We start from the raw sequence: 21,450 nt of genomic DNA on the forward strand, positions 1-21,450 counted from the left end.
GGCCGCGCGCGACACCGCCTGAGGCCCGGTGGGTCCAGCCCCCGGTGCGGCGCTGGGCCCCGGCCCTGGCGGGCCCCGCTTTCGATGGGCCCCGGTCCCGGCGACACGCCGGAGGCGGGGCCCGTTTCCGTCCTCCGGCGGAACGGGATCCTCCGGGCCGGGCCCGGGCCGGGGGCACGGGCTCGCGGGGGGCGGTGGCGCGCCGGTGCCGCGGGACCGGGCGGCGAGGTGGGACCGGACCGTGTGGTGACCGGCCGGTACGATCGCACAGACCATCGAATCAGGCGCCGGACCTCCCCCCACCCGGCCAGGACACGGGGAGAGCTCTGCCGTGGGCAAGCGTGGAACCGCCGCGCCGCGAAAACGCGCGCGCCGCCCGAGCGGCCGCGGCCGTGGCAGGAGCCGCGGGCCGCTGAGCCGTATCGCACCGGTGACCCTCGCCCTCGGGATCCTCTCCCTGGGCGCCGGCGCCGCCCTCGCCCACTGGCACGCCGACGAGCAGCCCGTCGCCGCCGTCGCCCCCGCCGCCCCGCAGGCCCCGCGGGCGGACCGGTCACCCGCCGCCCCGGCCCCGCCGGAGACCGACGCGCGGCCCGCCGCCCCGCCGGCCGCGCCGTCCCCCTCCCGCCCCGGCCGCGCCGCGCCGCCCCGTTCCGTACCGCTGACGGGCGCCGGGACCTTCACCACCGCGCGCGCCACCGGTGCCGAGGTCGGCACCGGCACCCTCCGCCGCTACCGCGTGCAGGTCGAGGACGGCACGGGCATCCCCGCCGCCGACGCCGCGCACGAGATCGAACGGATCCTCGCCCACCCGCGCGGCTGGGCCGCCCACGGCCGAGGGAGGTTCCAACTGGTCACGGAGGACGCCGACTTCGTCATCCGGATCGCCACGCCGAAGACCGCCGACCGGCTCTGCCTCGCGCAGGGCCTCGACACCCGCGGCGAGTACAACTGCGAGACCACCGAGGGCGTCGTGGTCAACCTCAAACGGTGGCTGCTCGGCTCCCCGACCTTCACCGGCACCCCCGCCGAGTACCGCCACCTGATCATCAACCACGAGATCGGCCACGAGATCGGGCTGCGCTCCCACATGACGTGCCCCGGCCCCGGCGAGCCCGCGCCCGTGATGATGCAGCAGATCAAGGGGCTGCGCGGTTGCGTCTCCAACGCCTGGCCCCATGACGAGGACGGCCGTTACATCACCGGTCCGATCGTGCCATGATGCGACCGGGACCGCGTGCGCCGACTGCGCCCGGTCCCGAGGGGACCGGGGCTCCACCGCCGAACGGAAGGAGCAGACCGCTACCCGGTAGCACGCACCGACGGAGACAGCGATGTCTACTTCGCCCACTACCCCCCCTGCGCACGAGACCGGTTCGGACATGCCGAACCTGGACTTCGCGGGCACCACTCCCTACGAGGACTACGTGCAGGCGGACGTCCTCACCCACCTGCAGCACCTGCGCTCCGACGACCCGGGAGAGATGGTCTTCCTGGTCACCACCCAGGTCATGGAGCTGTGGTTCACCGTCATCGTCCACGAGTGGGAGACCGCGGGCCGCGCCCTGCGCGACGACCGGATCCCCGAGGCGCTGACCGCCCTGCGCCGCTCGACGCACGAGCTGGAGGCGCTGAACGCCTCCTGGAACCCGATCGCCCGCCTCACGCCCGCGCAGTTCAACGCGTACCGCAAGATGCTCGGCGAGGGCTCCGGCTTCCAGTCCGCGATGTACCGCCGCATGGAGTTCCTCCTCGGCGACAAGTCGGCGTCCATGCTCGTCCCGCACCGCGGCTCCCCGCGCGTCCACGCCGAGCTGGAGAAGGCCCTCGCCGAGCCCGGCCTGTACGACGAGGTGCTGCGGCTGCTGGCCCGCCGCGGCCTGCCCGTCCCCGCCGAGGTCCTGGAGCGCGACCTCACGCAGCGGTACGAGCCGTCGCCGGCGGTCGAGCAGGTCTGGGCGGGGCTGTACGCCGCCCCCCGCGACCACGCCGAGCTGGTCGAGCTCGGCGAGGCCCTCACCGACGTCGCCGAACTGGTGTGGCGCTGGCGCAACGACCACCTCGTCGCCACCCGCCGGGCCATGGGCGCCAAGACCGGCACGGGCGGCTCCGCCGGGGTGGCCTGGCTGGAGAAGCGCGCCGGCAAGCACGTCTTCCCCGAGCTGTGGACGGCGCGCAGCCATGTCTGAGACCCTCCTCCCCCCGCGGACCCTTCAGGCGCGGGCCGCGGAACTCGACGCCGCCGACCCGCTCGCCGACCGCCGCGACCTGTTCGCCCTGGACGACGGCGTCGTCTACCTCGACGGGAACTCGCTGGGCGCCCTGCCCCGCCACGTCCCCGCGCGGATGGCGCACGTCATCGGCCACGAGTGGGGCGAGCTGCGCATCCGCTCCTGGGACGAGAGCGGCTGGTGGACCGCGCCCGAGCGGATCGGTGACCGCGTCGCCCCGCTCCTCGGCGCCGCCCCCGGCCAGGTCGTGGTCGGCGACTCGACCAGCGTCAACGTCTTCAAGGCGCTGGTCGGGGCGGTCCGGCTGGCCGGCGACGACGGCCGGGACGAGATCGTCGTCGACGCGACGACCTTCCCCACCGACGGGTACATCGCCGAGTCCGCCGCCCGCATGACCGGCCGCCGCCTGGTGCCGGTCGCCCCGGGCGACGTCGCCGGCGCGGTCGGCCCGCGCACCGCCGCCGTCCTCGTCAACCACGTCGACTACCGCACCGGCCGGCTCCACGACCTGCCCGGCATCACCGCCGCCGCGCACGCCGCGGGCGCCGTCGCGGTGTGGGACCTGTGCCACAGCGCGGGCGCCCTCCCCGTCGACCTCGACGCGCACGGCGTGGACCTGGCCGTCGGCTGCACGTACAAGTACCTCAACGGCGGCCCCGGTTCGCCCGCTTACCTGTACGTCGCCCGACGCCACCAGGAGCGCTTCGACTCCCCGCTGCCCGGCTGGAACTCGCACGCCGACCCCTTCGCGATGACCCCCGGGTACGCGGCGGCGGACGGGGCGCGGCGCGGCCGGGTCGGCACGCCCGACATCCTGTCGATGCTGGCCCTGGAGGCGTCCCTCGACGTGTGGGACGGGGTGCCGGTGCCGCAGGTGCGGGCGAAGAGCCTCGCCCTGACGGACTTCTTCCTGGAGTGCGTCCGGGCGTACGTCCCCGAGGGGCGCCTCACCCGCCTCACCCCGGCCGCGCACGCCGAGCGCGGCAGCCAGGTCGCCCTCTCGTGCGACGACGCCCCCGCGGTGATGGAACAGCTGGTCGCCCGCGGTGTCGTGGGTGACCTGCGCCGCCCCGACGTGCTGCGTTTCGGCTTCACGCCGCTGTACGTCGGGTTCGCCGACACCGAGCGCGCCGCCCGCGTGCTCGCGGAGGTGTGTGCCGGCCGGTAGCGCCGCCGTTCGGGCCGATCTGCGGGGGCCGTCACGCCTGATACGGTCCCCGCAGGTCAGGCCAATTCGGCCCCGTCACCGAAAGGTTGAGCACCATGCCCGACCCCGCCGCGCGCGACGCCGCCGAGGAGGCGTCGGCCCTGTCGCATCCGGCCGTCGACCCCGACTCCACCGCCCCGTACGGCCCGCACCCCGACCAGGTCGTGGACTTCCACGCGCCCCGGGGCCGGCACGACCGGGTCCCCCTCGTCGTCGTCCTGCACGGCGGGGCGTGGCGGGCGCCGTACGACCGGCGGCACGTCTCGCCCTTCGCGGACTTCCTGGCCCGGCGCGGGTTCGCCGTCGCGAGCGTCGAGTACCGGCGGGGCGGCGGGCTCCCCGCACCGCGCGGGGCCGGGCCGGGCGGTACCGGGGGGCGGGGAACCGGGCCGGTCGCCGGGCGCTGGCCGGAGACGTTCGACGACGTGGCCGCGGCGCTCGACGCGCTGCCCGCGCTCGCCGCCGAGCACGTGCCGCGGGCCGACCCGCGCCGGACGGTCGTCACCGGCCACTCGGCGGGCGGGCACCTCGCCCTGTGGGCCGCCGCCCGGCACGTCCTGCCCGCCGGCTCGCCCTGGCGGCTGCCCGGACCGCCCGAGCTGCGCGGCGTCGTCGCCCTCGCCCCCATCGCGCACTTCGCGCGGGCCGTGGAGCTCGACGTGTGCGGCGGCGCCGTCACCCAGCTGCTGGGCGGGGACGCGCACGCCAAGGAGCGGACGGCCGCGGCGGACCCCGCGCTGCTGCTGCCCACGAGCATCGCCACGACCGTCGTACAGGGCCGCGAGGACACCGTCGTGCCGCTGTCCGTCGCCGAGGCGTACGCCGACGCGGCGGAGCGGGCCGGGGAGCCGGTCGGCCTCACCGTCCTGGACGACGTGGGCCACTTCCCGCTGATCGACCCGGCGGCGGACGCCTGCGCGGTCGTCGCGGAGGAGATCGCCCAACTGGCGTGGTGACCGGGCCCGGTGGCACCGCACCCGAGGTGACGGCCGTGGGAGAGGGGCGGGGGTCGCGGACCGTGATCGTCCGCGATGGCTCCTAGCGTGCCCGTATGACCTTCCTCGTCACCGGAGCCACCGGAACCGTCGGCCGCCACGTCGTGGCCGAGCTGCTGCGCCGCGGCGCGCCCGTCCGCGCCCTGACCCGCGACCCCGCCGCCGCGGACCTTCCCCGCACCGTCGAGGTCGTGCGCGGCGACCTCACCGACCCGGCCTCGCTCGCCGCGTCCGGCGCCCTCGACGGCGTCACCGGCCTGCACCTGATCACCTTCGGGGGCGCCGCCCTGGCCCCGCTGGAGACCGGGCCCGACCTCGTGGCGCTGGCCCGCGCCGCCGGGGTGCGCCGCCTCACCGTCCTGCACGGCGGCGGCCCCACGCCCGTCGAGGAGGCGGTGCGCGCGAGCGGCCTGCCCTGGACGGTGGCCATGCCCGTCGAGTTCATGGCGAACACCCTGGAGTGGGCCGAGCCCGTCCGCCGCGGGGACGAGGTCCGCGAACCGTTCCCCGACCGGCTCAGCGCCCTCGTGCACGAGGCGGACATCGGCGCGGTCGTGGCGGCGGCGCTCACCGAGGACGGCCACGCCGGGCACGAGTACCTCCTCACCGGCCCGCAGGCGCTGACCCTGCGGGAACGGGTGGAGGCCATAGCGGCGGCCCGCGGCCGGGCGGTGCGCCTGGTGGAGCTGGACCCCGGGGAGGCGACCGCCCGCTGGCGGGCCGAGGGGCTCCCGGAGGAGACGATCGCCTTCCTCCTGGACGTCTACGGCGACACCCCGGCCGAGGGGCGGACCGTGACGGACACGGTGGAACGCGTCACGGGCCGGCCGGCGCGGACGTTCGCCGAGTGGGCCCGGGAGCACGCGGCGGCGTTCCGACCCCACCGGGAGGACACCGCGTAGTACTCCAGACGGACCCGCCGGAACCCCTCTCACAGCCGACGCCACGGGTGCGGTCCCCCCGTACGGTTGCTGACGTGACCGAGACGACGCAGCGCATCCAGGGCGCCCGCAGCCCGGAGCTCCACCACGCCGTGGGGATCCTCCGGGGTCTGCGCGAACACCTCATCCAGGACGCCACGAGCTACCGCCCCCTCCCGCCCATGTCCCCCGACGGCCCCGTGACGCGCAGGCTGCCGGAGGGGATACGCCGGTACGTGGTGTGGCTCCCGCACGCGGCGGTCTGCGCGGCGGCGCTGCTGGTGCTCAGCGTGGCGTTCGAGCGCGGGCCGTTCATCGTCGGCTTCATCCCCGCGGCGGCCATCCTGCTGACGCTGGTGCGGCCGGTGGCGGCGTTCTGGGGGTCGCTCTTCGCCGCGACCTTGTGCGCGGTGATCGCCGGACCGTGGGACGGCCGGCCGTGGACGCCCGTCACGCTCGTCTCGCACGTCATCGTGCTGACCGTCGTCGCCGCGCGGACCCAGCCGCGCACGGCCGCCTGGATGTGGGTGGTGACCGGGGCGTACGGGTTCTTCTCGGGCGCGGTCCTCGGCGGGGACGACGGTTCCACCACCGCGGCGCTGCTCTTCGTCTCCGCGCTCGTCCTCCTCACGGTGACCGTCCTGCACGTGCGGCGGGAGGCGAAGGAGGAGGTGACCGCGGAGCGCACGGTCACCGCGCACGAGCGGTCCATGCGGACCCTGCTGGAGGAGCGCACCACCATCGCGCGCGAGCTGCACGACGTGGTCGCCCACCACATGTCGGTCGTCGCCATCCAGGCGGAGGCCGCCCCGTACCGGGTGGAGAACCCGCCGCCCGAGCTGGAGCAGGCGTTCGTGACGATCCGCGAGAACGCGGTGGCCGCCCTGGCCGAGCTGCGGCGCGTCCTGGGCGTCGTCCGCGCGGAGGACTACGAGGCCCCCGACGCCCCGCAGCCGACCCTCGCCGACCTGGACGGGCTGCTGGCCAATGTCCGCGACGCGGGTCTGATCGTCGACAAGGCGGTCACCGGCGCCGCGCGCGAGCTGCCGCAGGGCGTGGAGCTGTCCGCGTACCGCATCGTGCAGGAGGCGCTCAGCAACGTCCTGCGGCACGCGCCGGGCGCGGCGGCGCGCGTGGAGATCGCGTACGTGCTGGGCGGGCTCGGCCTGCGGGTCGTGAACGGCCCGCCGCGCGGCCTCGTCAAGCCCTCCCCGGGCGCGGGCCACGGCATCACCGGCATGCGGGAGCGGGTGGCGATGCTGAACGGCGAGCTGACCGCCGGGCCGACGGACGACGGCGGCTACGAGGTGACGGCGTTCGTGCCGGTGACGAAGGACGAGGCGGCGGCGTGACGATCAGGGTCCTGGTGGTGGACGACCAGGTGATGGTCCGCGAGGGCTTCTCGGTCCTGCTGAACGCGATGCCCGGCATCGAGGTCGTCGGCGAGGCCGTGAACGGCCGCGAGGCGATCCGCCAGGTGGCGGCGCTGCGCCCGGACGTCGTGCTCATGGACATCCGCATGCCGGAGATGAACGGCATCGACGCGACCCGGGAGATCGTCGCCGCCGACGGTGACGCGAAGGTGCTCGTCCTGACCACCTTCGACCTCGACGAGTACGTCTACCAGGCCCTGCGCGCCGGCGCGTCCGGGTTCCTGCTGAAGGACGCCTCGGCCCGGCAACTGGCGGACGGAGTGCGGGTGGTGGCGGAGGGCGAGGCGCTCCTCGCGCCGACGGTCACCCGCCGGCTGATCACCGAGTTCGCCAAGCGCGCCGAGTCGCCGCGACCGGCCGCGCTGTCCCAGGTCGGCGACCTGACGGAACGCGAGACGGAGGTCCTGGTGCTGATCGCGCAGGGCCTGTCCAACGCGGAGATCGCCGCGCACCTGGTGGTGGCGGAGTCGACGATCAAGACGCACGTCAGCCGGATCCTGGTGAAGCTCGGCCTGCGCGACCGCACCCAGGCGGCGGTCTTCGCCTACGAGGCCCGCCTGGTCACCCCGGGCTAGGGCCTGTCTTTCGGATCAGGCCGGATCGGCGAGCGTGCGTGCCAGACCCCGCGAGCCCGGCAAGATCCGTGAAGACACGACCCAGGGGGCGGCGCCGGGGCTCGTGCGCCGCGGTCGGCGGCCACGGGCCGGGCCCGTCCGCGCGCCCGCCGGCCACGCGCCGGGACGGGTCGCCGCCGCGGGGTCCCGCCCGGCCTCCGGAGGACTCGCCCGGCCTCCGGGGGTCTCGCCCGGTCTCCGGGGGTCTCGCCCGGGGGGTGGCCGTGGGGTAGCGTCCCGCCATGGTCATGTCGTTCGACCCCTTGGCGCCCGGGTTCGTCGCGGATCCGTACCCCGCGTACGCGGAGCTCCGTGCCCGGGGGCGCGTCCACTGGTACGAGCCCACCCGCCAGTACCTGGTGCCGCACCACGCGGACGTCTCCGCCCTGCTGCGCGACCGGCGCCTGGGGCGGACGTACCTGCACCGCTTCACGCACGAGGAGTTCGGCCGGACCCCGCCGCCCGCCGCGCACGAGCCGTTCCACGTGCTCAACGGCCACGGTCTGCTCGACCTGGAGGCGCCGGACCACACCCGCATCCGCCGCCTGGTGGCGAAGGCGTTCACGCCCCGCACCGTCGAGCGGCTGGTGCCCGTCGTCGAGCGGCTCGCCGCGGAGCTCGTGGACGGCCTCCTCGCGGACGGCGGCGGCGACCTCCTCACCCGCGTCGCCGAGCCGCTGCCGGTGGCGGTCATCGCGGAGATGCTGGGCATCCCCGTCGCGGACCGCCCCCTGCTGCGCCCCTGGTCGGCGGCGATCTGCGGCATGTTCGAGCTGAACCCCGACGAGGAGACGGCCCGCCGGGCGGTCGCCGCGTCCGTCGAGTTCTCGGCGTACCTGCGGGAGCTGATCGCCCGGCGGCGGCAGGACCCCGGCGACGACCTGGTGTCCGCGCTGATCGCCGCCCACGACGAGGGCGACCGGCTGACCGCGCAGGAGATGGTGTCGACGTGCGTGCTGCTGCTGAACGCGGGCCACGAGGCGACCGTCAACACCACCGTCAACGGCTGGTGGACCCTGTTCCGCCACCCGGACCGGCTCGCGGAGCTGCGCGCCGGCCGGGTGGCGCTGTCCACGGCCGTGGAGGAGCTGCTGCGCCACGACACGCCGCTCCAGATGTTCGAGCGCTGGGTGCTGGACGACATCGAGATCGGTGACGTGACCGTTCCGCGCGGCTCCGAGGTGGCGCTGCTCTTCGGCTCCGCCAACCGCGACCCGGCCCGCTTCGACCACCCCGACCGCCTCGACCTGGGCCGCGCCGACAACCCGCACGTCAGCTTCGGGGCGGGTGTCCACTACTGCCTGGGCGCGCCGCTGGCCCGGCTGGAGCTCACCGCCACCTTCCGCGAGCTCCTGCGCCGGGCCCCGCGGCTGCGCCCGGTGGAGGAGCCGCGGTGGCGGCCCGGGTACGTGATCCGGGGCCTGGAGGAGCTGCGCGTCGCCCTGTGACGGGGGCCCGCCACCCCCGTGACCGGGCCCGCCCCCCTCCGCGACGGGGCCCGTCACCCCGTGACGAGATCCCGGCGCCGCAGCCCCGCGAGCCCCGCCGCGACCAGCAGCGCCGCCCCGGCCAGCAGGACCAGCACCGGCGGCCACGCCATGTCGGCGCCCGGCAGCTTCGGCAGGTGCCCGAACGGTGACAGGTCGAGCACGGCCCGCGGCAGGTCCAGCGCCGGTCCGATCCAGCCGATCGCGAGCGACAGCCCGGCCACGCCCCACGCCGCGACGGCCGCCTTCGGCGCGGCGCCGTACAGCAGCACCGCCACCCCGCCCAGCAGCCACACCGCCGGCAGCTGGACGGCCGCCGCGCCCATCACGGCGCCGAAGTCCCGCCCGTACGAGAGGTACATCCCGAGCCCGGCCGCGAACAGCAGCACGACCGCACCGGCGAACGCGACCACCAGGTGCCCGGCGGCCCAGCGCAGCCGCCCGACCGCACCCGCGAGCACCGGTTCGGCGCGCTGCGAGGTCTCCTCGCCGTGCAGCCGCAGCACCGACCCGACCGCGTACAGCGACGCGACCATCCCGAACATCCCGAGGAGCGCGGCGAGGAAGGCGTCGCTCACGGCCTGCGCGCCGCCCATCCGCTGGAAGATCGCCCGTGCCTGCTCGTTGTCCCCGACGAGGTCGGCGGCGCCCTCGACCATCCCGCCGAAGACGAGTCCGGCGACGAGGAAGCCGACCGTCCACCCGGCGAGCCCGCCACGCTGGAGCCGCCACGCCAGGGCGCCCGCCGTGGCGAGCCGCCCCTCGGCGGGGCCGGGCCGGGAGGGCAGGAAGCTCATGCCGATGTCGCGGCGCCCGGTCAGCCCGTACGCGGCGGCGCCCTGGACCAGGACCGCGGCGACCGGCAGCAGCAGCACCCACCAGCGGTCCCCGGCGAACGCCCGGACGTTCTCCGCCCAGCCGACCGGCGACAGCCAGGTGAGGACCGACCCGCCGTCGGCGCTGCCCGCGTCACCCGCCGCGCGCAGCACGAAGGCGGCGCCCAGCACGGCCGCCGCGAGGCCCTTCGCGAGCCGGGCGCCCTCCGTGAGCTGCGCGGTGATCGCCGCCGTCGTGGCGAAGACCATGCCGGTCAGCCCGACCGCGAGGCCCAGCGCGAGGGCGCTGCCGGCGCCCCGCCCGGCCAGCCCCGCGGTGATGACGAGGGCGAGGGCGGTGTTGCCCACGAGCGCGGCGAGCAGGGCGGCGGTCAGCGGGGCCCGCCGCCCGACCATGGCGGCCGACAGCAGTTCCTGGCGGCCGGTCTCCTCCTCCTCGCGGGTGTGCCGGACGACGACGACCAGGCTCATCACCGCCGCGAGGACCGCCGCGAACACCCCGAACCGCCAGGCGACGAGCGCGCCCGTCGAGTCGCCGAACACCGGGCCGTACATCGACCGCAGGGAGCTGTTGGCGGTCATCGACGCGGCGACCTCGGCGCGCTCGGCGGCCGTGCCGTAGAGGGCCTCGATCGAGCCGGCCCCGCTGACGACCATGGTGCCGAGGACGAGTACCCACACGGGCAGCATGACCCGGTCGCGGCGCAGGGCGAGCCGCAGCAGCGCCCCCGTGCCGGCGAGGTGGCGGGCGCCCCCGTCGCCGCGGGTGTTCCCGGAGGCCGGGGTGGAGGTGGCGGTGGTGGCGGTGGTGGCCGTGTTCACCGGGTCACCGCCTCGTCCGCGTCGTTCCCGTAGTGGCGCAGGAACAGCTCCTCCAGGGTGGGCGGGGTGCTGGTCAGCGTCCGCACCCCGGCGTCGGTGAGGGCGCGCAGGACCGGGCCGAGCCGGTCGGTGTCGACCTGGAGCCGTACGCGGGTGCCCTCGGCGCGCACGTCGTGGACGCCCGGCAGGTCCGCGAGGCCGTTCGGCGGGGCGGCCAGCTCGGCCTCGACGCTGGTGCGGGTCAGGTGGCGCAGCTCGGCGAGGGAGCCGGACTCGACGGTGCGGCCCTTGCGGATGATGCTCACCCGGTCGCAGAGGCTCTCCACCTCGCTGAGGATGTGCGACGACAGCAGGACGGTGCGGCCCCGGTCGCGCTCCTCGCGCACGCACCGCTGGAAGACGCCCTCCATCAGCGGGTCGAGGCCGCTGGTCGGCTCGTCGAGGACCAGCACGTCCACGTCGGAGGCGAAGGCGGCGACGAGGGCCACCTTCTGGCGGTTGCCCTTGGAGTACGTGCGGCCCTTCTTCGTCGGGTCCAGCTCGAACCGCTCGACCAGCTCGGCGCGGCGCGCCCGGTCCAGTCCGCCGCGGAGCCTGCCGTACAGGTCGATCACCTCGCCGCCGGAGAGGTTCCGCCAGAGCGTCACGTCGCCGGGGACGTACGCCACGCGGCGGTGCAGCTCGACGGCGTCCTGCCACGGGTCGCGGCCGAGGAGCCGGGCGGTGCCCGAGTCGGCGCGGAGCAGCCCGAGGAGGACGCGGATGGTCGTCGACTTGCCGGAGCCGTTGGGCCCGAGGAAGCCGTGTACCTCACCGGGCGCGACGGTCAGGTCGAGGCCGGCGAGCGCGTGGGTGCGCCCGAAGGACTTGTGCAGTCCGGCGACGCTGATGGCGTTCGTCATGCTTCGACGCTACGCCGGTGTTCACAAAATTGTGAAGTTAAGGAAGCGTATAAAATCGGGTCCGTTCGAGGGACGACGGGAGACGATGGGCGCATGGGGACCGACGAGCGGCTCGCGGAACGGCCGGAGCGCGACGAGGAGGCGGTGAGCCGCTTCGTCGAGCGCTTCGCCGGGGAGCTGACGCAGGCCGGGATGCAGCGGATGGCGGCCAGGGTGTTCGCCGCGCTGCTCGTCTCCGACAAGGCGGCCCTGACCGCCGCCGAACTCGGCGAGCAGCTGAGGATCAGCCCCGCCGCCGTCTCGGGCGCCGTGCGCTACCTGACACAGGTCAACATGATCGGCCGCGAACGCGACCCGGGCTCCCGCCGCGAGCGGTACGTGCTCCACGAGGGCGGGTGGTACGAGGTGTTCACCCGCCGCGACGAGGTCCTCCTCCGCTGGCGGAAGACCCTCTGTGAGGGCGCCGAGACGCTCGGCGCCGACACGGCGGCGGGCGCGCGGATCGCGGAGACGGCGGAGTTCTTCCGGTTCCTCCACGACGAGATGACGCAGATCATGGCCCGGTGGCGACAGCGCCAGTCGGCCGGCTCCCCACCGGACTGACGTCCGGCTCCCCGACGGACCGACGTCCGGCTCTCCGACGGACCGACCGGCGGGGCGACGGCGGCCGCGGCCCGCGAGCGCGGGCGGCCTCCGGGCGCGCGCCCCGGGCGTCCCCCGGGCCGAGCGGCCCCCCGGGCGCCCGCCGCGCCCAGCGGCCCCCGGGCGCGGCCAACGGGCGCCCCGAGCCGTGGGCGTCACTGCTGTGCGGGTGCGCGCTCCGGACCGCTCCGACGCGGTCCCCGCACGCCGTGGCGACGGCCCGGGACGGCCGGGCCCCGTACCGGGCCCTACCGGCCCTCCCGCGCCGGCGCCGGGGCCGGGGCCGGTACGAGCAGGGCCCAGGCCGCCGGGCGGACCGTCCACGTCCGCTCGGGTACCGGGCCGGAGGGCTCGGCGTCCGCCCGGTAGTGGAAGCCCTGCCCCGCCACGCCCGTCACCGTGACCGTACGGGCCGCCCACCGCAGGGGCTCCGCCGCCCGCGGACGCACCACGACCTCCGCCGAACCGTCCCGCGACACCACAGTGACGCCCTCCACCGGGTCGTCCACGTCACGCAGCAGCCGCCCGTCCGCCTCCACCCGCAACCGGTGCCCCCGCGTCTGCGGGACCCGCGGCGGCACCGGGCCCACCAGGGTCCGCACCAGCGACCGGCACGTGCCCCACACCGTCGGCGCGAGCGGGTCCCCGCCGCCGGGCCGGAACCGCGACTCCGGGGCCCCCGGCGGCCTGGGGCGCGGCGGCCCGTCGGGGATGCGCAGCCCGCCCACGACCACCCCGCCCCCGTCGTCCACCAGCAGGTCAAGCCGTCGCTCCACCCCGTCGAGGACCGCCCGCGCCGCGGTCACCGCCCCCGGTGGCACGCCGAGCGACACGGCCAGCCGCACCGACTCGCGCGGCCCCACCGGCACCAGCGACAGGGCGGGCCCGCCCGCCTCGCCGGCCCCGTGCAGCAGGCCCACCGCACGCACCAGCGCCCGGTCGTCGCCGATCACCACGGGCCGCCGGGAACCCCGCCGGGCCAGGGCCCTCGCGAACTCGTCCGGGGTGTCGGGGAGGCACACCCGGGCGGCCGCCCCGGCGCACAGCACGTCCTTCGCGATCCGTACGGACTCGCCGTCGGTGCGGCGCGCGACCGGGTCGATGACCACCAGCAGCTGGTCGGGAGCCGACACCTCGGTCCTTCCTCGGGTAGCATCTTTGTGCAAGAGCCCCTTGCGCTATTGCGCCAGGGGCTTCGTCTATTCCGGGGCACCGGTCCAACGGCTCAGGCTGCGCGTCGTACACCGCCGTACGACGTTCTCCGCCCCTGGCCTTGGACATGCCCCGCCCGGAAGGGGTGTACGCCTGTGCCCGCACTTGTGCTGCTCGGTGCTCAGTGGGGTGACGAGGGCAAGGGGAAGGCCACCGATCTCCTCGGTGGATCCGTCGACTACGTGGTGCGTTACCAGGGCGGCAACAACGCCGGTCACACGGTCGTCGTAGGCGACCAGAAGTACGCGCTGCATCTCCTTCCCTCCGGAATCCTCTCCCCGGGATGCACCCCGGTGATCGGGAACGGTGTCGTCGTCGACCCGGCGGTCCTGCTCTCCGAGCTGAGCGGGCTGAACGATCGGGGCGTCGACACCTCGAAGCTCCTGATCAGCGGTAACGCCCACCTGATCACGCCGTACAACGTCACCCTCGACAAGGTGACGGAACGGTTCCTCGGCAAGCGGAAGATCGGCACGACCGGCCGCGGCATCGGCCCGACGTACGCCGACAAGATCAACCGCGTCGGCATCCGCGTCCAGGACCTCTACGACGAGTCGATCCTCGCCCAGAAGGTCGAGGCGGCGCTGGAGCAGAAGAACCAGCTCCTCGCCAAGGTCTTCAACCGCCGCGCGATCGAGGCCGACAAGATCGTCGAGGAGATGCTCGGCTACGCGGAGCAGATCCGGCCCTACGTCGCCGACACGACGCTGATCCTCAACGACGCCATCGACGCCGGCAAGGTCGTCCTCTTCGAGGGCGGCCAGGGCACGCTGCTCGACGTCGACCACGGCACGTACCCCTTCGTCACCTCCAGCAACCCGACCGCCGGCGGTGCCTGCACCGGCGCGGGCGTCGGCCCGACGAAGATCAGCCGGGTCATCGGCATCCTCAAGGCGTACACGACCCGCGTCGGCGCCGGCCCGTTCCCGACGGAGCTGTTCGACGAGGACGGCGAGGCGCTGCGCCGCATCGGCGGCGAGCGCGGCGTCACCACCGGCCGCGACCGCCGCTGCGGCTGGTTCGACGCGGTCATCGCCCGGTACGCCACCCGTGTGAACGGCCTGACGGACTTCTTCCTCACCAAGCTGGACGTCCTGACCGGCTGGGAGCAGATCCCCGTCTGCGTCGCGTACGAGATCGACGGCCGGCGCGTCGAGGAGCTGCCCTACTCGCAGACCGACTTCCACCACGCGAAGCCCGTCTACGAGTACCTGCCGGGTTGGTCCGAGGACATCTCCAAGGCCAAGACCTTCTCCGACCTGCCGAAGAACGCGCAGGCCTACGTGAAGGCGCTGGAGGAGATGTCGGGCGCCCCGATCTCCGCCATCGGCGTCGGCCCCGGCCGCACCGAGACGATCGAGATCAACTCCTTCCTGTAGGCCCGGCAGGCCCGGTGGGCCCGGCAGGCCCGGTGGGCCCGGCAGGCCCTGGCCGCACGGCGAAGCCCCCCGCACCACTCGGTGCGGGGGGCTTCGCCGTGGCTCACTTCCGGGAGGGGGGCCTCGGCGGCGGCGCCGGAGCCGAGCACCGGGGCGGTGCCGGCGCCGCCGACCCGTTCCAGCGCGGCCACCTCGCGGGTGAAGCGGCGCCGGAACTCCTCCTGGGCCGCGAGCTCCGGGTGGACGACCTTGACGGCGACGGTACGGCCGCCCGCTGACCGGGCGAGGTACACGCTGCCCATGCCGCCGGTGCCCAGCCGGCCGAGGAGGCGGAACGGGCCGATCGCGGCGGGGTCGTCGGGCGTCAGCGGATCCACGCCCCGGAACCTCGCACACGGGTGTCGTCCACTCAGGCCCCGTGCGGGGGTCGCGGATCGGGAGGTGGGGGACGGAGAGGCGGGGGAGCGGGGTTAGGGCGGCGGGGGCGACGGTCGGCAACGCGCCCGGGCCGCGCGTCCGGGGCGGCGGCCCGGCGTCCGGGGCGGCGCGGGGCGCGGGAGCGGCTCTCCGGAGTCGGCTCGCGGGAGTCGGCTCCCGGCGACGCGTGGGGGTCGTGCCGGAGTGCCGTGACGGAGGGGTCGTTCTCGGCCGTTCCCGGCCGTCGGCGGCCGCCCCCGGCCGTCGGCGTGGTGTCGGCGCGGCGGCGCCCGCGGGTGTGTCTGGTCTGGACCTCTTGACAGGTCCAGACCAATCGCCGAGAGTGTCCGGCACCCACCGGCTTCCCCCCACCCGAAGGAGTGATGACGTGTCACGACGCCTCGGTGCCCTGCTGGCCGCCTTCGCCACGGCGATAGGTCTGACGGCCCTCCTCCCCGCCCCCTCCGCATCGGCGGCCGACTGCGCGGCGCCCTGGAGCGCGACCTCCGTGTACGTGGGCGGCAACACGGCCTCGTACGGCGGCCACAACTGGCAGGCCAAGTGGTGGACCCAGAACGAGCGTCCGGGCGCGGTCGCCGTCTGGGCCGACCAGGGGGCCTGCGGCTCCGGCGCCCCCGATCCGGGTCCGACGGACCCCGCGCCCTCCGGCTTCGTCGTGTCCGAGGCGCAGTTCCACCAGATGTTCCCGAACCGGAACCCCTTCTACACCTACAGCGGCCTGAAGGCGGCGCTCGGCGCCTATCCGGCGTTCGCGACCACCGGCGGCGCCACGGTGAGCCGCCAGGAGGCGGCCGCCTTCCTCGCCAACGTCAGCCACGAGACCGGCGGCCTCGTCCACATCGTGGAGCAGAACACCGCGAACTACCCCCACTACTGCGACCGGAACCAGCCCTACGGCTGTCCCGCCGGCCAGGCCGCGTACTACGGCCGCGGCCCGATCCAGCTCAGCTGGAACTTCAACTACAAGGCGGCCGGTGACGCCCTCGGCATCGACCTGCTCAACAACCCCCACCGCGTCGAGCGCGAGTCCGCGGTCGCCTGGAAGACCGCCCTCTGGTACTGGAACACCCAGAACGGCCCCGGCACCATGACCGGCCACAACGCCATGGTGACCGGTGCCGGCTTCGGTCAGACCATCCGCTCCATCAACGGCGCCCTGGAGTGCGACGGGCGCAACCCGGCGCAGGTCCAGAGCCGGGTGAGCAAGTACCAGCAGTTCACCCAGATCCTCGGCGTCGCGCCGGGCGCCAACCTGTACTGCTGACGAAGGGCCCCGGGCCCCGGGACCCCGGATCGGGGGCGGCCACCGAGTGCGGTGGCCGCCCTCCGCACGTGCGGGCCCGGGCGGGAGGCGCGGGGCGCCGGCCTCACGCCCCCGTGTGCGCGAGGATCGCCCTGGCCAGCGGCTCCAGGACCTGGCGCGGCAGCGCGTGCCCCATGCCGGGGACCTCCACCAGCGACGCGCCCCGGATCACCTGCGCCAGGTGCTCGGCGTGCGGCGGCGGGAAGACCGGCTCGGCTGGGCCGGAGACGACGAGGGTCGGCACCTCGTTCCGCGCCAGCTCGTCGGTGCGCAGCATGCCCGAGTGGTCCGCGCGGCCGTGCGCCATGCTGATCCGGGTGTGACCGGTGTGCTCGGTGATCCTGCGCTCCATGGCGCGGGCCGCCTCGGCGTCGAACGGGATCCCGTCGCCGTTCAGCATCCGCCAGTGCTCGGTCCGCCACTCCAGCTCCTGTCCCGGGTCCAGGTCCGTGGGGCGGTTCGCCCACATGTCGAGGATCCTCGGGTCGATGCCCGGCAGCTCCTCGGGCGGCGTGGTGGTGCCGTCCGGGTGGACGTACGGCGCGGTGCTGAGCGTGCTGGTGCCGATGAGCGTGGCGCTGAGCAGCCGGTCGGGGTGGTCGGCCAGGAGGAGTTGGGCCAGCATGCCGCCCAGGGACATGCCGACGACGTGGGCCCGCCGGACGTCGAGCGCGTCCAGCACGGCGAGCGCGTCGTCGGCGAGGTCGGTGATGGCGTAGGGCCGCTCCTCGTACGCCCAGGACGACCTGCCGGTGTCGCGGTGGTCGTAGCGGATCACCCGGTGGTGCTCGGCGAGCGCGTCCACCAGTTCGTCGGGCCAGCCGAGGCCCGACGCCTGCGCGCCCATGATCAGCAGCAGTGGCGGGGCGGCCGCGGAGCCCCGCTCCTCCACCCACAGGCGGATGCCGGGCGCGACGTCGACGTGGTGCTGGTGCATGCTGCCCCCTTGACGGGTTCTAGACGAGACGTCTCGTCTCGTTTGCGGGTCACACCGTAGCGCGCCCCCCGGTCGTCCGCATCCCTTTTCGGGGGCGGCTCGCGGGGGGCGTCGTGCGGCGCGGCGGTTCAGCCCAGCCGCAGGTCGATCCAGGGGATGGTGTCGCCGTCCAGCAGGTACCGCTCGACCTCGGTGAAGCCGTGCCCCAGGGCGAAGCGCAGACCGTCGTCGTTGGACGCCGGCACCGCCGTCTCCAGCGTCACCGCCCCCGCCTCCCGGGCCACCGCCACCCCGCGCGCGTACAGCTCCCCGCCGTACCCCCGGCGCCGGTACGGCGGGAGGATGCGGGCGATCACCGTCGCCGTGTCCGGCCGCTCGGCCGTCGGCGGCCGTACGGTGCTGCACCCGACGACGGCGTCGCCGAGGTACGCGACCTCCAGGTGGTGGCGCCCGGCGCGCTCGCGGACGTCCTGCGGGGACAGGAGGTGCGTCGGAATGATCTCGTTGTGGACCTGCCGCCAGTCCTCGGCGCCCGATCCGCCCTTCACCCGCTCGCAACGCAGTTCGCTCATCCCCGCAGCCAACGGCGTCGCGGACCGGCCGTCAAACGGGTTCCCGGCACCGCCGGTTCGCGGACTCGTCAGGCGTACGAGCGCAGCAGGCGGGCGAGGTGGCGGCCCGTCACGCGCAGCGGCTCCTCGCTGCGGGTGACCTGGGCGGTCACCTCGGCGCCCTCCAGGGCCCCGATGACGGTCGTCGCCAGCTCGCGCGCGTCGTCCGCCGTGAAGCCGCAGGTCAGCAGCTTCTCTGCGACCAGTGCCTCCCAGCCGCGCAGAGCGTCCGCGCACGCCTGCTGGATGCCCGTGTCCGTGTCCGTGCCGAGCGTCTCCAGGGCCGCCGCGGTGACCGGGCACCCGTCGACCCACCCCGACGCCCGCAGTTCCTCCGCGAGTCGCACCGCGCACGCCTCCACCGCGGCCGCCGCGTCGTCCTCGCGGGCCAGCGTCTCGCGCAGGAAGCGGGCGAACTCCGCGCCGCTGTGCCGCAGGGCCTCCACGGCCACGGCCTCCTTGCCGCCGGGGAAGAAGTGGTAGACGGAGCCGAGGGTCGCCCGCGCCTCCCCGGCGATCTGCTTGATGCCCGTACCGACGTACCCCTGGCGCTGGATGAGGCGTGCCGCGGTGGTGACGATCCGGTCGCGGGTGCCGGGGGTGGCGGAGGTGGCGGGGGCGGTCTGCATGGGCCCGATCGTACCGGCCAAAGTGGGTAGAGCGCTCGTTCTAGTGCGTGCTACGGTCCTGACATCGCTCTGGGTAGAGCGTTCGTTCTAGCGCGTGTCGTCGAAAGGTGAACCCCGTGAGCAACCCCGAAGCCGCCCCCGCCGCTCCCTCCGCCCCTGCCCCTGCCCCTGCCCCTGCCCCTGCGCCCGCCCCGGCCTCCGTCCCGGCCCCTGCCCCCGCTCCCGTCTCCGTCATCGGCCTCGGGCCCATGGGCCTCGCCATGGTGGACGCGTTCCTCGCCGCCGGGCACCCCGTCACCGTCTGGAACCGCACCCCCTCCCGTGCCGACGGCCCCGTACGACGCGGGGCCCGCCTCGCCGCCACCGCCGAGGAGGCGGTCGGCGCGTCCGGGCTGACGGTGCTGAGCCTCACCGGCTACGACGCCGTCCACGCCGTGCTGGGCGGCGTCGGGCCGGTCGCCCTGGAGGGCCGCGTCCTGGTGAACCTCACCTCGGGCACCCCGGCCGAGGCCCGTGCCGGTGCGGCGTGGGCGGCCGAGCGCGGTGCCGCGCACCTCACCGGCGGGGTGCTGACCCCGCCCGCGGGCATCGGCGACCCGGCCTCCACGACCCTCTACAGCGGCCCGCGCGACGTCTTCGACACCCACCGCGCCACCTTGGAGGTCCTGACGGGCATCGACCACCGGGGCGAGGACCCCGGCACGGCGGCACTCCTCTACCAGCTCAACATGGTCATGTTCTGGACCGCCCTGTCCGGGTACTGGCAGGCCCTCGCACTGGCCGGCGCACACGGGCTGACGGCCGCCGACATCCGGCCGCTCGCCCTGGACGCCCTGGACCTGGGCCGGTTCGTGGAGTTCTACACGCCGCGTGTCGACGCCGGCGACCACGGCGGGGACGTCGACCGCCTCGCCATGGGCCTCGCGAGCACCGAGCACGTGCTGCACACCGCGGCTGACGCGGGCGTCGACACCGCGCTGCCCGCCGCGGTCGCCGCGCTCTTCCGCCGCGGCGTGGACGCGGGCCGCGGGGCGGACAGCTCCTCCAGCCTGGTCGAGGTCCTGGCGAAGGCGCCCGCCACGCGGTAGCCGCAGCCGGGCCCCACGTGGCGCGCGGCCTCGGATGCCCGGACGGGCGCGCCCGGTGACGTCGCCCGCCGATGCGGCGGGCCGCTCAGAGGAAGACGACGCGGACCACGGTGACCGTCAGGACGCTCCGGCTCACGTAGTACCGGATCACCACGCCCGCCACCGTCGCCTCCCGCCGGTCCTCGTCACTGCCCATCGGCGCGGAGCCCTGCCCGTACGGGTCGGGGGCGAGCGAGGTGCGCATCCCCGCGTCGAAGCGTGCGCGCAGGGACGGGTCCATGGACTCCAGCGCGAGGTCCGCCGGGGGCGCGTACTGGAGCCGGTAGCCGGTCACTCCCGTACGTCCTCGCCGCGCGCCAGCCGCTCGAACAGCTCGGCGTCCTCCCGGTCCGCGTCCGTCGTGGACAGCGCCCAGCGGGCCAGCGTCACCGGCAGGTCCGCCACGGGCACGTGCGGGATCTCCGCGTCGAACTCACGCGCCCGGTCCTCGTCCAGCGCCGCGCGGATCGCGGCGATGGTGCCCGGCAGCTCCACCAGCCGGCCGGCGATCACGGTTCTCACCGCCGCCCCGCACGGGCCGCCGCGGACCACCGCTCGGTGACTGTCATGACCGACCTCCTGTCAACGGCTGGACGGGGCCCGCGGATCGACGGGGCCGCCGGGCCGGGCCCGCATCGTCGCACAACGGCGCCGCGCGCGGTCCCGCCCGGGCGACCCCGAAGCCCCCGCCCGCCCGTTCGCTCCGATTTGCCCGCGCCCGGCACGCCGACCAGCCCGCGCCCGCCGGGTCCGGGGGCCCGCGCCCGCCGCGCCCGTCCCCGCAGCCCGGGCCCGGTCCCCCGCGTCCGGTCGCGCCCGCCGCGCCCGCCGCGCCCGTCCCCGCCCCGCCCCCGCCCGCGCCGTCGAGCCCGACTGCCCCGCCCCGCCGCGTCGTTCAGTCGGTGCGGGTGCCGGTCACCACCGTGGCGTACAGCTCCTCGTCCGTCTCGACGCGCGCCGTGAGCCCCGCGTCGGCCAGGACCCCCGCGGCGGCGTCCGCCTGACGCCCGCTCGTCTCGGACAGCAGGACGCCCGAGGGCGCGAGCCACCGCCCCGCCCCGGCCGCGACGCGGCGCAGGACGTCGAGGCCGTCCGCCCCGCCGTCGAGCGCGACCAGCGCCTCGTGGAGGCGGGCCTCCTGCGGCAGGAGGCCGACCTCGCCGGTCGGTACGTACGGGACGTTGGCCAGCAGTACGTCGACGCGGCCGCGGAGCCCCGCCGGAAGGGCCGCGTACAGGTCGCCCTCGTGGACGAGGCCGCCGAGCGGCGCGACGTTGCGGCGGGCGCAGCGCACGGCGGCCGGGTCGATGTCGGCGGCGTGCAGTTCGGCGGCGCCGCCGTCCAGGGCGGTGACGAGGGCGGCGCCCAGCGCGCCGGTACCGCAGCACAGGTCGACGACGACGGCGCGGCCGCCGCGCGGGGCCAGCGCGGCGGCCCGCTCGACGAGGAACTCGGTGCGGCGGCGCGGTACGAACACGCCCGCGTCCACGGCGACGCGGACGCCGCCGAAGCACGCCCAGCCGAGGACGTGTTCGAGGGGGTGACCGAGGACGCGGCGGGCGACCATCGCGTCGAGGTGGGCGGCGGAGCGGGCGGAGGCGAGCAGCAGCTCCGCCTCGTCCTCGGCGAAGACGCACCCGGCGGCGCGGAGGGTGGTGACGATGTCGTGGGGAACGGACATGGGAAGAGCCTTTCGGGAGCCGCGTACGCGGGTGCTCCCGGCGG

22 protein-coding genes are annotated in these 21,450 nt (G+C 75.6%); 12 read left to right on the plus strand and 10 right to left on the minus strand.

Features of this window, described 5'->3' with window-relative positions:
• Window positions 1-430: 430 nt before the first annotated feature.
• The 8 genes from NRO40_RS15980 to NRO40_RS16015 all read left to right on the plus strand — a co-directional run bounded on the left by NRO40_RS15980 (window position 431) and on the right by NRO40_RS16015 (window position 8,848).
• On the plus strand, window positions 431-1,222 hold the full coding sequence (locus tag NRO40_RS15980) for a DUF3152 domain-containing protein (RefSeq protein WP_232791082.1): 792 nt from the start codon (window positions 431-433) through the stop codon (window positions 1,220-1,222).
• Window positions 1,223-1,334: 112 nt separating this feature from the next.
• Window positions 1,335-2,189 carry a tryptophan 2,3-dioxygenase family protein gene (locus tag NRO40_RS15985; protein ID WP_079047082.1) on the plus strand — a complete coding sequence of 285 codons (855 nt, stop codon included), beginning with the start codon at window positions 1,335-1,337 and terminating at the stop codon, window positions 2,187-2,189.
• Window positions 2,182-3,399 carry a kynureninase gene (gene kynU, locus NRO40_RS15990; protein WP_058942444.1) on the plus strand — a complete coding sequence of 406 codons (1,218 nt, stop codon included), beginning with the start codon at window positions 2,182-2,184 and terminating at the stop codon, window positions 3,397-3,399. The genes NRO40_RS15985 and kynU overlap by 8 nt, the downstream gene beginning before the upstream one ends.
• Window positions 3,400-3,494: 95 nt before the next feature.
• Window positions 3,495-4,394, plus strand: coding sequence for an alpha/beta hydrolase family protein (locus tag NRO40_RS15995; protein WP_058942445.1), 900 nt, complete (start codon window positions 3,495-3,497; stop codon window positions 4,392-4,394).
• 95 nt (window positions 4,395-4,489) lie between these two features.
• Window positions 4,490-5,335 (plus strand): NmrA family NAD(P)-binding protein, encoded by an 846-nt coding sequence (locus tag NRO40_RS16000; RefSeq protein WP_058942446.1) that lies wholly within the window; start codon window positions 4,490-4,492, stop codon window positions 5,333-5,335.
• A gap of 74 nt (window positions 5,336-5,409) precedes the next feature.
• Window positions 5,410-6,705: a sensor histidine kinase gene (locus tag NRO40_RS16005; RefSeq protein ID WP_058942447.1), complete on the plus strand. Its 1,296-nt coding sequence runs from the start codon at window positions 5,410-5,412 to the stop codon at window positions 6,703-6,705.
• Complete coding sequence (locus NRO40_RS16010) at window positions 6,702-7,361, plus strand: response regulator (RefSeq protein ID WP_058942448.1); 660 nt, start codon at window positions 6,702-6,704, stop codon at window positions 7,359-7,361. The genes NRO40_RS16005 and NRO40_RS16010 overlap by 4 nt, the downstream gene beginning before the upstream one ends.
• 281 nt (window positions 7,362-7,642) lie before the next feature.
• Window positions 7,643-8,848: a cytochrome P450 gene (locus NRO40_RS16015; RefSeq protein ID WP_058942449.1), complete on the plus strand. Its 1,206-nt coding sequence runs from the start codon at window positions 7,643-7,645 to the stop codon at window positions 8,846-8,848.
• A 53-nt stretch (window positions 8,849-8,901) separates the two neighbouring features.
• Here the strand turns inward: NRO40_RS16015 and NRO40_RS16020 are convergent, their stop codons facing one another.
• Both NRO40_RS16020 and NRO40_RS16025 read right to left on the minus strand, forming a co-directional pair.
• Window positions 8,902-10,413 carry an ABC transporter permease gene (locus NRO40_RS16020; RefSeq protein ID WP_107115102.1) on the minus strand — a complete coding sequence of 504 codons (1,512 nt, stop codon included), beginning with the start codon at window positions 10,411-10,413 and terminating at the stop codon, window positions 8,902-8,904.
• A gap of 128 nt (window positions 10,414-10,541) precedes the next feature.
• Window positions 10,542-11,447, minus strand: coding sequence for an ABC transporter ATP-binding protein (locus NRO40_RS16025; protein ID WP_058942451.1), 906 nt, complete (start codon window positions 11,445-11,447; stop codon window positions 10,542-10,544).
• Window positions 11,448-11,540: 93 nt separating this feature from the next.
• On the opposite strand from NRO40_RS16025, the gene NRO40_RS16030 reads away from it, so the two are divergent.
• Window positions 11,541-12,050: a GbsR/MarR family transcriptional regulator gene (locus NRO40_RS16030; protein WP_058942452.1), complete on the plus strand. Its 510-nt coding sequence runs from the start codon at window positions 11,541-11,543 to the stop codon at window positions 12,048-12,050.
• A gap of 287 nt (window positions 12,051-12,337) precedes the next feature.
• Here NRO40_RS16030 and NRO40_RS16035 read toward each other — a convergent pair whose 3' ends face one another.
• Window positions 12,338-13,222, minus strand: coding sequence for a hypothetical protein (locus tag NRO40_RS16035; RefSeq protein WP_058942453.1), 885 nt, complete (start codon window positions 13,220-13,222; stop codon window positions 12,338-12,340).
• A gap of 174 nt (window positions 13,223-13,396) precedes the next feature.
• Here NRO40_RS16035 and NRO40_RS16040 point away from each other — a divergent pair, with 174 nt between their 5' ends.
• On the plus strand, window positions 13,397-14,680 hold the full coding sequence (locus NRO40_RS16040) for an adenylosuccinate synthase (protein ID WP_058942454.1): 1,284 nt from the start codon (window positions 13,397-13,399) through the stop codon (window positions 14,678-14,680).
• On the opposite strand, the gene NRO40_RS30810 is transcribed toward NRO40_RS16040, so the two are convergent.
• Window positions 14,581-15,057: a protein kinase family protein gene (locus tag NRO40_RS30810; RefSeq protein ID WP_408057010.1), complete on the minus strand. Its 477-nt coding sequence runs from the start codon at window positions 15,055-15,057 to the stop codon at window positions 14,581-14,583. The two genes, NRO40_RS16040 and NRO40_RS30810, sit on opposite strands and share 100 nt — an antisense overlap.
• Window positions 15,058-15,485: 428 nt before the next feature.
• On the opposite strand from NRO40_RS30810, the gene NRO40_RS16050 reads away from it, so the two are divergent.
• Window positions 15,486-16,382 (plus strand): glycoside hydrolase family 19 protein, encoded by an 897-nt coding sequence (locus tag NRO40_RS16050; RefSeq protein WP_058942456.1) that lies wholly within the window; start codon window positions 15,486-15,488, stop codon window positions 16,380-16,382.
• Between the two features lie 103 nt (window positions 16,383-16,485).
• On the opposite strand, the gene NRO40_RS16055 is transcribed toward NRO40_RS16050, so the two are convergent.
• The 3 genes from NRO40_RS16055 to NRO40_RS16065 all read right to left on the minus strand — a co-directional run bounded on the left by NRO40_RS16055 (window position 16,486) and on the right by NRO40_RS16065 (window position 18,598).
• Window positions 16,486-17,358, minus strand: a complete 873-nt coding sequence (locus NRO40_RS16055; RefSeq protein ID WP_058942457.1) for an alpha/beta fold hydrolase — start codon at window positions 17,356-17,358, stop codon at window positions 16,486-16,488.
• A gap of 128 nt (window positions 17,359-17,486) precedes the next feature.
• Complete coding sequence (locus NRO40_RS16060; protein WP_058942458.1) at window positions 17,487-17,930, minus strand: GNAT family N-acetyltransferase; 444 nt, start codon at window positions 17,928-17,930, stop codon at window positions 17,487-17,489.
• Window positions 17,931-17,998: 68 nt separating this feature from the next.
• Window positions 17,999-18,598: a TetR/AcrR family transcriptional regulator gene (locus NRO40_RS16065; protein ID WP_058942459.1), complete on the minus strand. Its 600-nt coding sequence runs from the start codon at window positions 18,596-18,598 to the stop codon at window positions 17,999-18,001.
• 233 nt (window positions 18,599-18,831) lie between these two features.
• Here NRO40_RS16065 and NRO40_RS16070 point away from each other — a divergent pair, with 233 nt between their 5' ends.
• A complete protein-coding gene (locus NRO40_RS16070; RefSeq protein ID WP_269803091.1) occupies window positions 18,832-19,686 on the plus strand; it encodes an NAD(P)-dependent oxidoreductase in 855 nt (284 codons plus the stop codon).
• An 85-nt stretch (window positions 19,687-19,771) separates the two neighbouring features.
• Here the strand turns inward: NRO40_RS16070 and NRO40_RS16075 are convergent, their stop codons facing one another.
• From NRO40_RS16075 to NRO40_RS16085, 3 genes are all read right to left on the minus strand, one after another.
• Window positions 19,772-19,966 (minus strand): hypothetical protein, encoded by a 195-nt coding sequence (locus NRO40_RS16075; RefSeq protein WP_058942469.1) that lies wholly within the window; start codon window positions 19,964-19,966, stop codon window positions 19,772-19,774.
• 50 nt (window positions 19,967-20,016) lie between these two features.
• On the minus strand, window positions 20,017-20,247 hold the full coding sequence (locus NRO40_RS16080) for a hypothetical protein (RefSeq protein ID WP_228978058.1): 231 nt from the start codon (window positions 20,245-20,247) through the stop codon (window positions 20,017-20,019).
• 373 nt (window positions 20,248-20,620) lie between these two features.
• Window positions 20,621-21,406, minus strand: a complete 786-nt coding sequence (locus NRO40_RS16085) for a putative protein N(5)-glutamine methyltransferase (RefSeq protein WP_058940812.1) — start codon at window positions 21,404-21,406, stop codon at window positions 20,621-20,623.
• Window positions 21,407-21,450: the final 44 nt, after the last annotated feature.

The sequence above is a fragment of the Streptomyces changanensis genome (assembly GCF_024600715.1).
Classification (GTDB): domain Bacteria; phylum Actinomycetota; class Actinomycetes; order Streptomycetales; family Streptomycetaceae; genus Streptomyces; species Streptomyces changanensis.

Bases quoted from the DNA above. Each gene is read 5' to 3' on its own strand.
- NRO40_RS16020 (WP_107115102.1), bottom strand. From the start codon at position 10,413: ATGCTGCCCGTGTGGGTACTCGTCCTCGGCACCATGGTCGTCAGCGGG.
- NRO40_RS16025 (WP_058942451.1), bottom strand. From the start codon at position 11,447: ATGACGAACGCCATCAGCGTCGCCGGACTGCACAAGTCCTTCGGGCGC.
- NRO40_RS15985 (WP_079047082.1), top strand. From the start codon at position 1,335: ATGTCTACTTCGCCCACTACCCCCCCTGCGCACGAGACCGGTTCGGAC.
- NRO40_RS16065 (WP_058942459.1), bottom strand. From the start codon at position 18,598: ATGCAGACCGCCCCCGCCACCTCCGCCACCCCCGGCACCCGCGACCGG.
- NRO40_RS16085 (WP_058940812.1), bottom strand. From the start codon at position 21,406: ATGTCCGTTCCCCACGACATCGTCACCACCCTCCGCGCCGCCGGGTGC.
- NRO40_RS16060 (WP_058942458.1), bottom strand. From the start codon at position 17,930: ATGAGCGAACTGCGTTGCGAGCGGGTGAAGGGCGGATCGGGCGCCGAG.
- kynU (WP_058942444.1), top strand. From the start codon at position 2,182: ATGTCTGAGACCCTCCTCCCCCCGCGGACCCTTCAGGCGCGGGCCGCG.
- NRO40_RS16015 (WP_058942449.1), top strand. From the start codon at position 7,643: ATGGTCATGTCGTTCGACCCCTTGGCGCCCGGGTTCGTCGCGGATCCG.
- NRO40_RS16000 (WP_058942446.1), top strand. From the start codon at position 4,490: ATGACCTTCCTCGTCACCGGAGCCACCGGAACCGTCGGCCGCCACGTC.
- NRO40_RS16075 (WP_058942469.1), bottom strand. From the start codon at position 19,966: ATGGACCCGTCCCTGCGCGCACGCTTCGACGCGGGGATGCGCACCTCG.
- NRO40_RS16055 (WP_058942457.1), bottom strand. From the start codon at position 17,358: ATGCACCAGCACCACGTCGACGTCGCGCCCGGCATCCGCCTGTGGGTG.
- NRO40_RS16030 (WP_058942452.1), top strand. From the start codon at position 11,541: ATGGGGACCGACGAGCGGCTCGCGGAACGGCCGGAGCGCGACGAGGAG.
- NRO40_RS15995 (WP_058942445.1), top strand. From the start codon at position 3,495: ATGCCCGACCCCGCCGCGCGCGACGCCGCCGAGGAGGCGTCGGCCCTG.